This window comes from Acinetobacter sp. YH16044 (genome assembly GCF_013417145.1).
GTDB lineage: Bacteria > Pseudomonadota > Gammaproteobacteria > Pseudomonadales > Moraxellaceae > Acinetobacter > Acinetobacter amyesii.
Window position 1 is genome coordinate 172,058 of record NZ_VPEK01000001.1, and the last position, 15,310, is coordinate 187,367.

At 40.5% G+C, this 15,310-nt stretch carries 10 protein-coding genes; 3 read left to right on the top strand and 7 right to left on the bottom strand.

All coding sequences use genetic code 11. The features are described from left to right. Window positions 1-192 precede the first annotated feature (192 nt). A complete protein-coding gene (locus FTV38_RS00755) occupies window positions 193-741 on the top strand; it encodes a hypothetical protein (protein WP_180020748.1) in 549 nt (182 codons plus the stop codon). A 119-nt stretch (window positions 742-860) separates the two neighbouring features. Here the strand turns inward: FTV38_RS00755 and FTV38_RS00760 are convergent, their stop codons facing one another. The 4 genes from FTV38_RS00760 to FTV38_RS00775 are packed head-to-tail and all read right to left on the bottom strand — an operon-like array spanning window position 861 to window position 5,778. After that, window positions 861-1,958: an ABC transporter permease gene (locus FTV38_RS00760; RefSeq protein ID WP_180020931.1), complete on the bottom strand. Its 1,098-nt coding sequence runs from the start codon at window positions 1,956-1,958 to the stop codon at window positions 861-863. 17 nt (window positions 1,959-1,975) lie between these two features. Then, window positions 1,976-3,106 (bottom strand): ABC transporter permease, encoded by a 1,131-nt coding sequence (locus FTV38_RS00765; RefSeq protein ID WP_180020751.1) that lies wholly within the window; start codon window positions 3,104-3,106, stop codon window positions 1,976-1,978. Beyond that, entirely contained in the window at window positions 3,106-4,269 is a 1,164-nt protein-coding gene (locus FTV38_RS00770) for an HlyD family secretion protein (protein ID WP_180020753.1), read from the bottom strand. Before FTV38_RS00770 ends, FTV38_RS00765 begins: the two co-directional genes overlap by 1 nt. Before the next feature lie 21 nt (window positions 4,270-4,290). After that, window positions 4,291-5,778 (bottom strand): TolC family protein, encoded by a 1,488-nt coding sequence (locus tag FTV38_RS00775; RefSeq protein ID WP_180020755.1) that lies wholly within the window; start codon window positions 5,776-5,778, stop codon window positions 4,291-4,293. A gap of 347 nt (window positions 5,779-6,125) precedes the next feature. Between FTV38_RS00775 and serC the strand changes: the two genes are divergently transcribed. Continuing rightward, window positions 6,126-7,205: a 3-phosphoserine/phosphohydroxythreonine transaminase gene (serC, locus tag FTV38_RS00780; protein ID WP_180020757.1), complete on the top strand. Its 1,080-nt coding sequence runs from the start codon at window positions 6,126-6,128 to the stop codon at window positions 7,203-7,205. A gap of 606 nt (window positions 7,206-7,811) precedes the next feature. On the opposite strand, the gene nudC is transcribed toward serC, so the two are convergent. The 3 genes from nudC to dnaQ all read right to left on the bottom strand — a co-directional run bounded on the left by nudC (window position 7,812) and on the right by dnaQ (window position 11,760). After that, complete coding sequence (gene nudC / locus FTV38_RS00785) at window positions 7,812-8,585, bottom strand: NAD(+) diphosphatase (protein WP_180020759.1); 774 nt, start codon at window positions 8,583-8,585, stop codon at window positions 7,812-7,814. Next, window positions 8,585-10,231: a chemotaxis protein gene (locus tag FTV38_RS00790; RefSeq protein ID WP_180020761.1), complete on the bottom strand. Its 1,647-nt coding sequence runs from the start codon at window positions 10,229-10,231 to the stop codon at window positions 8,585-8,587. Before FTV38_RS00790 ends, nudC begins: the two co-directional genes overlap by 1 nt. Before the next feature lie 128 nt (window positions 10,232-10,359). Next, window positions 10,360-11,760, bottom strand: coding sequence for a DNA polymerase III subunit epsilon (gene dnaQ / locus FTV38_RS00795; protein ID WP_180020763.1), 1,401 nt, complete (start codon window positions 11,758-11,760; stop codon window positions 10,360-10,362). 206 nt (window positions 11,761-11,966) lie between these two features. Here dnaQ and FTV38_RS00800 point away from each other — a divergent pair, with 206 nt between their 5' ends. Next, a complete protein-coding gene (locus FTV38_RS00800) occupies window positions 11,967-15,305 on the top strand; it encodes a LysM peptidoglycan-binding domain-containing protein (RefSeq protein ID WP_180020765.1) in 3,339 nt (1,112 codons plus the stop codon). Window positions 15,306-15,310: the final 5 nt, after the last annotated feature.

Consider the following 15,310-nt stretch of genomic DNA (forward strand, 5'->3'; position numbering starts at 1 on the left):
ACTTCACAAAATCTCTGATTTATCTAGAAAGATCGAAAAAACTAAATGTGAGCCTGTATTTTTCATTTTTATATAGAAGTTTGCTTTATACTTGTGAAGCAGATAAATCAGTGAAAATTCTATAAATCACACAGATTATCCGAAATAAATTTTAACTTTATATATTTTAATAATAAGCAGAGGGCTTGTACGGTGTTGAAAAAATTAGTCGTCATCATCGCTTTAATCTTACCTATAACGGCTTGTGAAAAAATTGGCGATTTCTTGATTGCAAAATTCGAATCAAGCCTACCAAGTGAGACAAGCTCCCAGCGTACTAAGTCAGAAAAATTATTCGCAGCACTACACCAACCCCATCAAGACAGCTTTTTGGCATTGGTTGAAGAAAATGTTCGTGATGCGATGCTAGCAGATCCAGAGCTGTTTTCACGTATGAAAAAGCTGATTCCTGCAGGTCAACCTAGCGCTGAAGCGCAAGTGATTCAGCGAATGGCAAATACTCGGCTGGGAGAAGGTAAGACCACAACAATTGTGTATAAATATGATTATCCGCAAAAAGAACTGTATATGAGTGTGGTCTTTGCAGATCATGATGGGGACGATAAAGTGAAAGGATTCTGGCTTGAAAACGCTGCAGAAAAAGAATCAGATGATTTGGTTACTGAGATCACCTCAGATACAGATGATTTTGATATTCAAGTGGATGAAGCATCGACTGTCACGCCAAATGCATACAGCTAATAGATGACAGCAAGAATTTAAATTTGAGACATGATTAGATACAAAGCGTTCGAGTCTATGATGAATAGGTTTGAACGCATTTCGCTTGAGACCAGACATGTCTTACAGCACAAACAGTTTTATCTTTTGGCAAACTTTAAACGCCAGACAGCAAGACATAAAAAAATCAGTCCAATACTTGTGAGATAAAGCAGTTTTGGGATGACGATTACTGTAGGCACACCCATCTGATTGAGTTGAAGGAACATTTGAATGCCTTGGGTCGAAGGTAATGCTTGAGCGAGTATTTGCATCCATTTAGGCATAGCTGCATGTGGCCATGCCGTTCCCGAAAGTAGAAATAGCGGAATAGAACTAAAAACGATGACATGTCCTGCGCGTTCTGGCAGGTCAAGAAAGGTGGCTAGATAGAGCGTCATCGCAATAATACAACTGAGGAAGATGGGTACAGCAATGAACATGCCACAAAAATTTCCACCCCGTGGATAATCGTTCAGCCAAAAGGTAAAACCAAATAAATAGAAGCACCCTAAAGTCCCGATAGTCAAAATACACAAGAAAATGCCAGCTAATTGTGAATAGCTTGGACGCCATGTGGTGTTTTGTCGATAGGTCGCAATCAGCATGCACAGACCCAATAAAATCGTCTGATGAATAATTAAGGGAGCAACCGCTGGGAAAATATAGCTGCCATAGCCTGAAAGTGGATTAAATAATGGAATCTTATGAATCGACAAAGCGGGGCTAAAATCAGATATGTTCTGGAATTTTTCTGCATATTCGACGAGGGTATTTTCCATAGAACTGGCTAAACCTAAGCCAATTTTTTGAGTCTTTAGAAAGTTTGCAGCACTGAGATATAAACCAATTCCACCGGTTTCACCACGGCGAATGCTATTTGAAAGATTACTCGGCAACAGTAAAATCCCGTCAGCTTGCTGACTTCTGAGCATATTTTCAGCCTCAGCAAAATTACCAGTCACAGCTTGAATTTCTACATTGGGACTATTGGCTACAGCACCAATAATCGTATTGGTGAGTATGCTTTGTTCCTCATCCACCACAATGATAGGGAGCGATTCTGCGTGTTCCGCTTGATAGGCAATGGGATAAAAAAAACTGTAAAGAAAAACAGAAAGCACTAAGGTGGTAAAAATCGAACTGTGCTTCACAATATCTTTAAATGTTTGAATATAGTGTCTGAGCAAAGCTGTTATAAATAACGCGATTTTATTCATATGATTTGTTCCTTCAGTACTTTACGTAAAAAGAAGCTGGCGAGAACAAAATAGAACAGACAGTAAATGATCAGGGTGACAAGCGGTGTGATTGAAATGGAGATTGGGCTACCAATGACCCATTGTTCTGTTTGTAATTTGGCATAAGGCGTATAGGGAATAATATTAGCCCAGAATTTTGTAAACATCGGCGCGTTATTCAGCGGCAATGTTACCCCTGCAAAACTCAGTGATGAGCCACCATATACCGCAATAAAACCAAAAGATTTGGTGAGATCACGTGTCGCCAAAACTACAGTAGAACTGATAAAGGCATAGGCTGTATAAAAAAACAATTGCCCGAGCAAAATTAGCAGTAATGAACCCTGAACAAACCACCCTCGAAACACGATTAGCCAGAACATCCACGCCCATGTCCAAGCGGTAAAAATGAAAACATAACTGAGATTTTTAGCGATTAAAGCTTGAAAGACAGAAGTCGGTTTCACCCATTGATTTACAGTGCCATATTTGATTTCTTGACCGACTGAAAATGCGACACAGCAACACAGTAATAAATGCAGAATCGCAGGAATCATGTACGGCTCTAAATAGAACTCATAATTTAAACCTGGATTATATAAAGGTGAAATTTTGACATTGGGTGTCGGTGCATCGAGGTAGGGAATTGTATTTTCTAAATACTGATGACCACTAAAATCGGCCATGGCTTGCAATGTACTTAGCAGCATGGCTGATGAAATACTATTGCCGACACTAAAATAGCTTTGGTTATAGGCAATGCTGACTTCTGCATCTTTTGCTTGAACCAGTCGTTGCTCTGCACCAGCAGGAATATGAATATAGCCCCAAATTTGAGTCTGATTTAAAAGCTTTTCAGCATCATCCATACTGGGTGTAATGGTGGCTACTTTTAAGGTATGGTTCAGCTGCGCAAAATGAGTAATGTTACGGCTTAAACTGCTTTGATCTTGGTCTATGATCGCGATGGGTAAATGATCTGGTTTGCCTTGAGCAAACATATTGGTAAAGAGCAAAATCACAAGGGCAGGGGCAAGTGTGACCATACACAAGTCCCATTTATGCTGCATCAAATAGCGAAACTCACGCAGAATGCCCCTAAACATTATTTACGCTCTTCAATTTTAAACAAAACGCTCATACCCACTTTTAAGTCAGCAATCGGCTGAGCGGGTTTCAGTTGGACTTTAAAACTACGAATGTCATAGCCGCCCGTTTGTCGCGTGGTTTTGATTGTTGCAAATTCACCTTCGGCTTCGATGTGATCAATTTTAAACTCGGCAGATTTGTTTAGCGCCGGTATAAATCCTTGCATGGTCTTGAGTTGATACACTTGAGCATACTGGTCTTCACGGACATTTAAGCTAATCCATAAGCTATCATCTTGAATCAGGCTTACAACGGGCACACCCATCGCAACTAATTCTGAAACTTTGCCATAGGTTTTTGAAATGGTGCCATTGGACGGTGCAAACAATTTGGTTTCAGCCTCAAGTGCATTTGCTTCGGCCAACGCGGCTTGCGCAATCTTGACTTGGGCATCTGCCGAGCTTTGTTGTTGCGGTGTACTGCCACGTTTTGCACGCGCATATTGTTGATAAGACGCTTCTGTCATTTGTGCAGCAGAGACTGCGGCAGCTTGCATTTCATCACGGCGTTGTCGTGAAATGACACCTTCTTTATAGAGGTTTTGACCACGTTGGTAGGTGGTTTGCGCCAATTGTTGCTGTGCTTTTAGACTTTGCCAATTGGCATATAAACTATCAATATTTTCTTGTTGAGAGCCACGTTCAGCTGTGGATTGCAGTGCTTGCGCAGATTGAAGTGCAGCTAAAGCCTGTTGTTTCTTTGCATCGAGTTCGGGGCTGGTTAAACGAACCAGTGCTTGACCTGCTTGTACTTTTTCACCGTCATGCACATATATTTCTTCAATACGACTAGGTACTTTGGTACTAATGTGGATGGTTTCAGCCTCAACTCGACCTTGTAATTCAACCTGCTTGGGCTGATAACTTTTCCATAAGCCAAATGCAATCAATGCCAAAAGCAGAACTAAGACAATGCCAATCACGAGCTTGATCAAAGCAGATTTATTGCGACTTTGCACTGAGCTTTTTTTCGTCTCTGCATCAGTATTGGTATTCACTTTCTTTGGAGTATCCTCAGCAGTATTTGCTGTAGACGAAACGTTTGAACTCGAGACATTGGATTGGGATGTTTCAGCATTCGCAGAGGCATCTTCTTGGTGATCAGTTGGTTCCTGATTCATATTGTTTCCCCTCGGCTAAACTTAGCGAATATAGTCGGTGTGTGATTGATTGATATAGCTTTGGAACTGGTCAATGCTCCCGTGACTTTGTAGCAGTGTTGCGAGTGACATCACGTATTTATAGGCATTAAGCGCCATTTCACTTTGTAGCCCGTTCAATGCATTTTGTGCATCAATGACTTGTGTGGCCGTACCCATATCTTCTTTAAATGAAAGCTGTTGAATTCTTAAATTTTCTTGAGCAGCTTTTAGGTTTTGCTGCAACAACAGGTGACTTTGTTGAGCGCTGGTGACTTCATTAAATGAGCTATAAATCAGGCTTTCAATTTCTTGTTTGGTACGCTCAGTCATTAACTCAGATGCATAGCGTTGAAGTTCAGCAGCTTGTACGGATTTGTTTTTATCAATACCTGAAAATAAGTTGTAGCGAGCGGCAACACCAACGATCCAGTTTTGTTTATCGTCGAGACTATATTCACCAAAGGCAAAGACGTTGGGTTTTTTTGCTGCGCTTTGGGCTTTCACATTAGCACCAGCCAATTGACTGTCCAATTGCATTTTACGCACCAAACTAGACTGATCCTGATAACTTTTTAGTAAGGCGGTTATATTTTGATTGTGTTGCTGATTGATAAATAATGGCGTTGTAAGATCAGTAATTTGGCTGCTTTGCATTAAGTTGTTTAACTTAAATAAGCTAGAGCGGAGATTCGCTTCAGTATTTTGAAAAGTTCTGAGTGCATTATTCTTCGCCACTTCAAATTGCATACGCTGGCCTTTGCTAATAAAACCCTGTTGTTCCATTTTGAGCGCATTGGCATAGTGTTGTTGCATCGCATTTAAATTGAAGCGGCTGCTTTCGACTAATTTTTTTTGTAATTGAGCATTGAAGTAGGCTTGGATTAATTCAAAACGTTGCACATCTTGTTGTTGTTCACTGCTTATCGCGCTGCGTTTGGCTTGAATATTGGCAATTTCCTTGGCGCTAGACGTTAACCCACCGGTATACAGCGGCATCATTACGGAAACGGTAGGGCGGATCACTTGATCATCTAAGACCACTTGGGAAGAATCTGGAATTAATCCGACACCATCACGGATTGGCTGTTGCAGACTGTCTTTTAATGGGTCTGCCAAATCACTCGGTAAGCTTTCATCAATTTTATTATTAATGCCATTACTCAGCGTTTGTTCTAAGTTGTTTTTTAAGGCGCCGAGAGGAATATCGAGTTCATTATGAAAGGCATAGGCACGGACGTTTAAATCCACACGAGGTAAACCAAGGCCTTTAATGGCCTGAGCTTGAAGTTCGGCAGATTGTTGTAGCGCTTGGTTGGCCTGAGTATTATACGAACTAGTGAGTAGACTTTGTTCTGCTTGGTTATAACTGATACTTTGCGCAAGTACCGTAGGGTTAAAAAAGCCACTGAAACAACCAAGGCCAAGCAGTAAACCTGAACGAAATGTATGTTTAATTTTTATAGAATAATCTGTTCGAGGTAAAGGCATAAAAATACACTCACAGCTAGGATGGGTTCATTATAGTCATTGTGATGAAGTTGGGTAAATTCACTAAGTTGTTGTATTGTTTCATATACATATGTAAATAAATTTTATCTTTGTAGCGCACGTCATTTTCGCACATCAAGACCTTAAATTAGCATCAATTCAAGGGATAAAAAATATCAGTAAATCTAATAATTTGAATTAATAAGAATTAATTTTGATCTTTATTGAAAATTTGACTTCAAATGTCAGACAGCATTGGAATATTTTCAGCTTTAACTACTGCAAGCACGCGTCAGATATGGTTAAATGCCATCATTTTATTGTGTTTCACTTTGAAAGGAAAACTCATGCGCGCGTACAACTTCTGTGCTGGTCCTGCTGCATTACCCACTGCCGTTTTAGAAAAAGCTCAAGCTGAAATGCTTGACTGGCAAGGCAAAGGCCTTTCGATCATGGAAATGAGCCACCGTAGTAAAGACTATGTCGCTGTGGCAGAGAAAGCAGAAGCTGATCTTCGTAAGCTGATGAATATTCCAGACAACTATAAAGTGTTATTCCTTCAAGGTGGCGCATCACTTCAATTCTCTGCGATCCCATTAAACCTATTGGGTAAAAACAGCAAAGCAGACTATATCCACACTGGTATTTGGTCTGAAAAAGCGTTGAAAGAAGCACAGCGTTATGGCGACATTAATGTCGTTGAAGCGGGTACGATCATTGACGGTAAACTTGCGATTACTGATCAAAGCACTTGGAACTTATCTGATGATGCAGCTTATGTGCATTATGCAGATAATGAAACCATTGGCGGTCTTCAGTTTGCCAACATTCCTGAAACAGACAAGCCATTGGTTGCCGATTTTTCATCAAGCATTTTATCTGCACCATTAGACGTCTCTAAGTTCGGTTTAATCTATGCAGGTGCTCAGAAAAATATTGGTCCTGCTGGTTTAACTTTGGTGATTATTCGTGATGATTTATTGGATCAAGCGAAAGCAGATATTCCAAGTATCTTGAAATATTCAGCTCAAGCGAAAAATGGTTCAATGGTGAATACACCTTCAACTTATGCATGGTACTTATCTGGCCTCGTTTTTGAATGGTTACTTGAGCTGGGCGGTGTAGACGCAATTTATAAAGCGAATATGGCAAAAGCTGAATTGCTTTATGGTTATATCGATTCAAGCGATTTCTATGCAAATCCAATTGCAAAAGAATTCCGTTCAATCATGAACGTACCATTTACTTTGGCGAATCCAGAATTGGAAAAACAATTCTTGAAAGAAGCTGAAGAAAACCACTTGCTTAATTTAGCCGGTCACCGTTCAGTGGGTGGTATGCGTGCAAGTATTTATAATGCTGTTCCGCTAGAAGGCGTTCAAGCACTGGTTAACTTTATGGATGACTTTGCGAAACGCAACGCATAATCCTAAAGGAATAAAAAAAACCGGCATTTGCCGGTTTTTTTATTGAATAGATTAAAAAATAAAAGTATGTAACACGTATGCACAAATCAGCATACCTAACATAAAAAATAAGCAGGACATTGGCTCGATTTGATATCGAGATTCCATGTGATGGTCAACTTGCGATAAGTTTTCTTCTTGCACGACTTTCATAGATATTCTTTCCGATCTATTTATCGTTAATTACTATTTCTTAAACGCATTTTTAACATAATTATTTGATTAAATAAAGTACTATCTACCATAAACTTACTAAACTATTTATTTTATTTAAAAATAAGCAACTAAATTGCTAAATTTAGTTTCATAAATTTCCTATCTTATTTATTTATATTAGATTTTTATATTTTATCTTTTGCTGATGGATTTATTTTTCGCCATTATTTTGAATTTAATATTGTGGGTAAGTTATTTTAATTTGAATTTAAAAGTAGAATAAATCGACCAGCTTGTGGATAAAAAATATTCAATTATTTAAATATGCAGTGAATACACATGATTAGTGAGAAATAAAAAAACCACACTGAGGCGGCTTTTTTTATTTCTAAGTTCCTCAAAAGCAGTAGCTTATAACCATGCCTGGGTATCATCTGCAACAGCAGAACCATGAATGACATGCATAATCATCGAATGGGCGATACTGCCTTTGAAAGGAATTTCAGGTAATGCATCAAATTTAAAGAAAGCTGCATCACTGATTTCTTCTTCTTGTAATTGAAGTTCACCAGCAGTATATTCTGCTTTAAAGGCGATCATTAAATTACTTGGGAAGGGCCAAGGTTGGCTGGCTAAGTATTGAATATTTTTGACCTTTAAACCCACTTCTTCTTCAGTTTCACGACGAACCGCTTCTTCTAAAGTTTCACCGACTTCAACAAAACCCGCGATCAGTCCATACATGGCACGGACATTTTTTGCATTTTTTGCCAATAAGATTTCATCTTCACCACGGGTAATGACGGTAATGACACAAGGATTGACACGAGGGTATTGGTGATAACCGCAAGTGGGACAAACCATGGCGTATTCTGTGGCATGGACTTGAGTTGCTGTGCCGCAGTGGCTACAAAATTTATGATTACGACGCCATTCTAAGAGTTGAATAGCACGGCTGGCTTGTTCAAATTGTTGAACATTCCACAATTGTAGAAGCTGGCGAATAGGGATGAGTTGTAAGCCATCAGGAATAGGCTCATTTTCAAGTAGGTCACGGGCAATCACTCGATCACCCGTGCCAATATTTAAATCACTTGCGAGTTGCTCAACTTCGGGAAGTTGAAAGTTTTCATCGACCAGCAATTGCTGTTGTTTGAAGATATACGCAAGTGATAATTTAGACATTAGGCTGCTGCTGATTTCAGTTTTTCGCTACTGTCCAATGCTACCTTAAACATGCCCTGTAAAACAGGTTGTTTGTTCTTTAAATTGTCAATCAACATATCTGCGCTTGCCAATGAATCTAATGCTTGATTCACTTCATTTGCATCAATCGCTGTTGAAGATTCAACTCGTTTCACAATGAATTGAGCTGTTGAGTTCAGTGCATTTTGAGCCGCATCTGCATTGAGGAACAACATTGCACCACCAATTTCGCGGAATTGAGTTGCAGTCGCTTCAAGTTGTGTCAAATCTTGGTTTTGTAAATACTGAACCAAAGATTGGCTAGCAGCATCAATTAAAACCTTGGTCTCATTTAACAGAGCAGCGTGTGCTTCATCTAAACGGTCGAGTGAAATATTCATATTATTCACACGAAGTTGTAAGCGGCTAGAAGTGTGATGACGCTCAAGCACACCAATCGAGTTCATGGCAGACAAGATATTGTTCATCAACTGCTGGGCAAAGCTTTCATCTTGTAAAATCTCAGCATTACCTAATGACGCAGCTTGACGCGACAGGTCGTTATACGCTTCATTTAAGTTCAAGACTTTGAAGATATTTGCCAATTCGTTTAATTTCGCTTGAAGTTCTTGGGTTTTTTCAGGCGTCATATTTTGATAGTTAAATTCAATATCATTACGAATTTGCGTCATTTCAGTCGTAACCAATTCACCAATGGTATGCATGGTGTCGAAGTCAGGACCATATAAATGACGACTGAAAACTTGCAATTGGGTGTCGGTAAGAAGGTCTTCACCGATATTTAATTTGCCACGAATATGATAAGAAATGTCATCTTCTTGGCTAATGTTTAGACTTAAGACATTGGCTAAATCAGAAATGGATGCTTTAAAGCGCTCAGTTCCTGCAAAATATTGAGCCATATTGCGTTCAATGCTTACCAAGGTACGTAAACGAGCATCGGTAATTAAGATTTGATCAATTTGATTAAACGCAACAAAAACCAAGTTCCAATATTGTTTACTTGGATGTTTGTCTGAAAGGCCTGCTAAATACGCACCGACCAATTTAATCGCTTGCAAATCCAGCTCAGTTTCTTCTTGTTTAATCAATTTATTCAACGCCAACTTATACAGACGGTGAACGTATTTTGATTTTTCAAGTGCAGGAGCTTGAGGTAAGTCAAAGTCAGGAGTAATACAATCGAGTAGGGACTCAATGTGTTGGCCTTCCGACGTTAGAGGTTTACCCAAAGACAGTTCTAGACGATTAAGACTGTCCAGCAGGAATTGTGGAATTTTAACTTCACGTAGGCAGATAAATTCGATGTAGCGTTTCAGCATGGTCGTGCCTTCGCTCAGCGCGATGACATCTTGAGTGTTAATTTGCGCAGGATTCCCCATGATCTTGCGCATTAACTCTGCTGAATATTGAGCGATTTTTGCCAAACTTGGCATATCAACTAAAGCTAGTACTTGAGCACATTGTTCAAATTGAATCAGTGCATCATCAATCCCGAAAGGTAAAGTTTGATCTTCAACTAAGGTGCTGACTGCTGATTCGACTAACTTGATTGAGTTATCAACCTCATTTTTTATTATCAGCAAAGCCGTTGGATCAAAATGGATAGAGGTTTGGTAAGACATGTATCTGCACCTTTCCTAGATGTTTTATCTTGTTTATTAACCGCCCCTTAAGGCGGTCCATGTTTATGGTTTTACTATAGCGTATGTAAGAATTGTTTATATACAAAAAGTAACACGAAATTTAGATTTTATTTCGCAAAAAGGCAAGGTGTACCATGTTTTTCTTCAAATTGTTTGACCCATGTCTCATGGGCTTCAAGTTCATCTGCTGAAGGTAAAATCACAGGTAATTCTATTTCAACAGCGGCGCGGGTTTGCGAACCATCTTCATTTTGCGAGTGGGTCAGTGCATCGATATCAAAGGAAACCTGACCGCCCGTCATTGCTAGGTATACGTCAGACAGGATTTCCGCATCGAGTAAGGCACCATGGAAAGTACGGTCACGTTGTGGAATTTCGTAACGACGCACTAATGCATCGAGTGAGTTTTTCTGGCCTGGATGCTTGGCTTTGGCCATAGCCAAGGTATCGGTAACTTCGCAAACTTCAGATAAGGCCACAAAACCAGCACGTTTGAACTCCATATCTAGGAAGTTCATATCGAAGGTTGCGTTATGCGCAATGATTTCTGCGCCTTTTAGATAATCAAATAATACATCGGCAATTTCAGCATACAGTGGTTTGTCTTTTAGAAAGTCATCACTGATTCCGTGAATATTTTCAGATTCACCGACAGGTTTTTGCGGGTTGATATAAATATGAATTGAGCTACCGGTCAGTTTGCGGTTAATCATTTCCACTGCACCGACTTCAATAATACGGTCGCCATCTTGGAAATAGAAACCTGTGGTTTCCGTATCCAAAATTAATTGTCGTGGGCCAGATACATCGACGGTTGCTGGTGTAATGACAATCATTGGATGGATTTCAGCAGCTTGCTTAGACTGTATAGGGGCAGCTTCATTCAACGCTGAAGCAGTGTCTGTTGCTTGTTGTTCTATCGCAATGTCATCAATCTGCTCTGCGTCAATAGCTGACTCGGCTGAGATTTCTTCTGCTTCATCATCGCTATCAGCAAATTCAAGTCCAAACGGATCATTTAATAGCCAGTCAGGTTCAGCTTTTTTTTTAGGTGCTTCAGCTGTAGATGCTGCTTGTTTGATGCGTTCGAGGGTTTTTTCTGCGCCTAGATTGGCCAATTGATCAGCCATTTCATTTCCCGGATGGCCTGCATGCCCTTTAATCCAGTTCCATTCAATTTCCCGACCCTGACAAGTTGTATCCAGTAATTTCCACAGATCAGGATTTTTAACATCTTTCCAGTTTTTCTTTTTCCAACCATGAATCCACTCGGTTATACCTTGTTTGACATAGTTGGAGTCTGTCCAAATGATCAGTTTTGCATCGGACGGACAATGTTGAATGCCTTCAATAGCAGCAGTCAATTCCATACGGTTATTGGTGGTTTCAGCTTCGCCGCCGCAGAGTTTTTCTTCTCCAGTTTCACGGATGATATACGCCCCCCAACCCCCTAAGCCAGGGTTGCCTTTACATGCACCATCAACATAAAGCGTGATTGTTTGAGACATAAATCAAATCCGGAGAAAAACAAGCATTCAGAATCGTATATTGTATAACGCAAATGACAGAGAGAAATCCATTTATGGCGATTTTTTTAATTTCTTGTAACATTTATACTGAAATAGCGTTAAATTAACGCCTTGTGTCTGTGTTCTGCTTCACTACAATGGCATATCTAAAAAATAAATTTTATATGAGTTGTCTGGATTTTTTTATGTATAAATCAACTGCGACTGTCTGGCAGCCTACGTTACCACAAATTTTTAAATTTACAGTCTTGGGTTCTGCGCTCGCAGCTCTTGGTCTGACGGGCTGTTCTTCATCGCAAACGACTAAGCAGAACTCAGCAAGTAAACAAGTTGGCTCAAACTTTCTCGATGCCAATAGTTTAGATTCACTCGAAGATTTACTTTCTGCAACAGACATGCGTGCCGTAGAAGGCGATCGCCTTTTAGTACTTAAGCATGGTGATGTCTGGAAGCGTATGACTGTGGGTTTCAAAATGGATTTGAACCACTGGGATACGCGAATTGAAGCGCAGCGTGGTTGGTTTATTTCACGTCAACCATATATTGATCGTTTAAGTGCGCGTGCGTCCCGTTATTTATATCACACGGTTAAAGAAGCAGAACGTCGTGGTTTGCCGACTGAGTTGGCGTTATTACCAGTGATTGAAAGTTCTTATGACCCAGCAGCAACCTCAAGTGCAGCCGCAGCAGGCTTATGGCAATTTATTCCAAGTACTGGACGTATTTACGGCTTAAAACAAACCTCAATGTATGATGGTCGTCGTGACGTAGTGGAATCAACGCGTGCAGCTTATGAGTTTTTAGGTGCGCTACATAACCAGTTTGGTTCGTGGGAATTGGCATTGGCTTCATATAATGCAGGGCCGGGGCGTATTCAACAGGCGATTAACCGTAACCGTGCAGCAGGTTTGCCAACCGATTATTGGTCGCTAAAATTGCCACAAGAAACCATGAACTATGTTCCACGTTTCTTGGCTGTTGCTCAAATTATTAAAAATCCAAGTGCCTATGGCGTAAGTTTGCCGCCAATTGCCAACCGTCCACACTTTCGTGAAGTGGCTGTAGGGCCTGCAAATTTAAATGAAATTGCATCTATTACTGGTTTAAGTCGTGCAGAACTCTATGCACTAAATCCTGGTCATCGTGGCGATGTGATTGATAGCAGCAGCCCAATGCGGATTTTAATTCCTGCGGATGTGAGTCCATCAGTCGATGCACGTTTGAAAAAATTACAATCAGGTGGTTCATCAGGTTATTGGGCAAGTAATTCAACTTATAACTTACCAAAAAATAATGTTGAAATAACACCGTCACGTGTTACTCCGCCGGAATTAAATAGTAAAACTATTCAGCCTGCAAAAGTGACGCCACCTACGCTGACCACACAGCCGACAGTGACAGCTTCTGCCAAACCACCTGTAGTCGCTGCAACGGTAACGCCAAGTATTCCGTCAGGAACGAAAGGCAAAACACCAATGGGATCATCTGCTTTAGCTGCATTTGCATCGAATAGTGATATTCCAAGTGCGCCGCGTATACCAGTCGCTGTAACACCTTCGACTCCTGTGAAAGCCGTGTCTGTCGAGCCACCACTCAGCGCAAATGAGCGTGAGCAAATCATGGCGGCTATTAAAGCCGAAGGTGAGACCAAAACAGTTGATGAGGTGTTAAAACCAGTAGCGACCAAAGCAGAACAAGAAGAAGTCGTTCAGGAAATTAAAGCTATTGCGCCGAAGGGCACTGAAATTGTCGATCCTTATGATGGTAAGATTAAGTTGACAGCGATTCAGACCAGCCAGTCGATTGCGGATCAACAAGGTAAAGAACTGACCAAAGGTTTCTCTTACCCGAAAAGCGTGGCTGAAAATACAGGTGCTGATTCTGAAGAAGCCAAACGCAACCAAGGTAAAAATGTCATTCGTACAGATTCTGAAATTGTAGTTGTACCACCTAAAGGTAAACGCAGTACTTATACAGTTTTGGCAGGTGACACTTTAGCGTTGATCGCGATGAAAAATGGCGTGAATTGGCGTGATATTGCAGCTTGGAACCAAATTTCGCCAGATTCGACTTTGTATGTCGGTACGACCATCTATTTATATGATGCGAAACCAATTGTGCAAAATAATGAAGAATCGAAAGCCAAGCCTATCGCAGATAGCTATGTAGTGAAAGCAAATGACAGCCTTACAGCTGTTGCGAGTCAATTTGGTTTAAGTACGAAGCAACTCGCAGACTACAATGGTTTAACCACCACGAGTGGTTTATATGTTGGGCAGAAATTGTCCTTAAAAGAAACACCTGCATCTAAAGCAAAATTGGAAGCTGACAAGAAAGCAGCTCAAGTTGTCGAAAAATCTGCAAAAGTTCAAACAAAATCCTACACGGTAAAACGTGGTGAATATCTAAAACTCATTGCAGATCGTTATGCGCTGTCAAATCAAGAGTTGGCAGATTTAACAACTGGCTTAACGGCTGGCAGTAGTTTGATGGTGGGGCAAAAAATTAATGTGCCATTACAAGCTGTAGCCGAGGTTGAGAGCAAAGTTGAAAAGCTCGACAGCAAAGTGGTGAATCGCATTGAAAATGTCAAAGTTGATCCTGCGTATAAAGTGGAAAGCTATAAAGTGCAGCGTGGTGATACGCTTTACAGCATTGCGACGCAGTCAAAAATCAGTTTGTCTGAATTGGCGAGTCTAAATGACATGTCGGTAAATAGTGGGCTGATGGCGGGGCAAAGCATTAAAGTACCTGCAAGTTCAACTGTTCCAGAGACTTATGTGGTGCAGTCTGGCGATACACTGACAGGCATTGCTAGTCGCTATGATTTAGGCATGGACTATGTCGCAAATTTAAATGGCATAGAGCGGAGTTCAGGTCTACGTGTTGGGCAGAAATTAAAATTAACAGGTGATGTCGCACCGGTTAAAGTAGAAACTAAAGTTGAGCCGGCCAAAACTGAAAGCAAAACCAATACACGAACGAATTCTGTTGAAGCGACCGATATTCATGTGGTGAAATCAGGTGAAACGCTGGGTGTGATTGCGAAGAAATATCATCTTCAATTGCGTTATTTAGCTGAATTAAATGGCCTAAATACCAATAGTGCGATTCGTGTAGGGCAGCGTTTAAAAGTAGATGGTGAACTACCTGCTGATGTAGCTAGTAAAGCAACTGAAACCAAAAAAACGGAAGCTAAATCCTCTACGAGCAATGTGAAACCAACAAATACTGAAAGCTATACTGTGAAATCAGGCGAGTCTTTAAATTCGATTGCTAGTCGGACAGGTTTAACTGTGGCAGCATTGGCTGAATTAAATAACTTGAACCCCCGTGCAGGACTGCGTGTCGGTCAAAATTTACAAGTCCCTAAAACTATCAGTGAATACCGTATTAAACGCGGCGATACATTGATTGGTTTAGCAAGCCGTTATGGACTTGATACATCAAAACTTGCTGAAATGAATGATATACAACCGTCTGCTCAGTTACGTATTGGTGAAGTCATTAAAGTACCAAACTGAGTCCA

Coding starts and splice junctions, on each gene's coding strand:
- FTV38_RS00790 (WP_180020761.1), bottom strand. CDS start 10,231: ATGTCTTACCAAACCTCTATCCATTTTGATCCAACGGCTTTGCTGATA.
- FTV38_RS00770 (WP_180020753.1), bottom strand. CDS start 4,269: ATGAATCAGGAACCAACTGATCACCAAGAAGATGCCTCTGCGAATGCT.
- FTV38_RS00775 (WP_180020755.1), bottom strand. CDS start 5,778: ATGCCTTTACCTCGAACAGATTATTCTATAAAAATTAAACATACATTT.
- nudC (WP_180020759.1), bottom strand. CDS start 8,585: ATGTCTAAATTATCACTTGCGTATATCTTCAAACAACAGCAATTGCTG.
- dnaQ (WP_180020763.1), bottom strand. CDS start 11,760: ATGTCTCAAACAATCACGCTTTATGTTGATGGTGCATGTAAAGGCAAC.
- serC (WP_180020757.1), top strand. CDS start 6,126: ATGCGCGCGTACAACTTCTGTGCTGGTCCTGCTGCATTACCCACTGCC.
- FTV38_RS00800 (WP_180020765.1), top strand. CDS start 11,967: ATGTATAAATCAACTGCGACTGTCTGGCAGCCTACGTTACCACAAATT.
- FTV38_RS00765 (WP_180020751.1), bottom strand. CDS start 3,106: ATGTTTAGGGGCATTCTGCGTGAGTTTCGCTATTTGATGCAGCATAAA.